This is a genomic window from Streptococcus sp. GMD4S (assembly GCF_000296955.1).
Genome location: NZ_AJRE01000421.1, coordinates 1 through 536 on the forward strand (window position 1 = coordinate 1; position 536 = coordinate 536).

Below are 536 nucleotides of genomic sequence, written 5' to 3' on the forward strand. Positions count from 1 at the left end.
AGATTAGCGAAGATGATAAAGAGAGCTGGTTAAGTGTGGAGGAATTTAAAAACCGGCATGAGGATATCCTTTCGATGAGTTATGAAGAGGCTAACGAGCTGAGTTTGGAAGAAATTCCGTTTATGGACGATGTAAGAGACCCGGTTTGGGAAGAAGACGACCGCAGGAATGAAGAATACATCAAAATCCATGGCGAGCCAGTTTATGACGACGAGGAAGACGAGTGAGAGTTTATAATAAAACTTATTTGAAAGAGAGTGTTATATGGAGGGAAGAAACTAATGTCAGATAAATTAAAACAGTTTAAATGGTTGATCGTATTGTTTTTGTTTCTGTTAGCAATTCCTTCATATTTTGCTTACAATCATTTCCGACAATCTAGTACTTTAAAAGAAGCCTTTGAGAAAAATGAAAGAATTGAAGTTCTTCATCATTTAATGGCATCAGGAAAATATGCGTCTGACATCCGCAAGGCAGGATATACTATTCCTTCTGACGGAGCTATTCGATTGGATGGAGTTATTTATCCATTAGAA

The 536-nt window shown here is 37.1% G+C and carries 2 pseudogenes; both read left to right on the forward strand.

The features are described from left to right. Positions 1-227 (forward strand): annotated as a pseudogene (locus GMD4S_RS13615) (hypothetical protein); the annotation flags it as partial. 54 nt (positions 228-281) lie between these two features. After that, positions 282-536: pseudogene (locus tag GMD4S_RS10290) on the forward strand (thiol-disulfide isomerase); the annotation flags it as partial.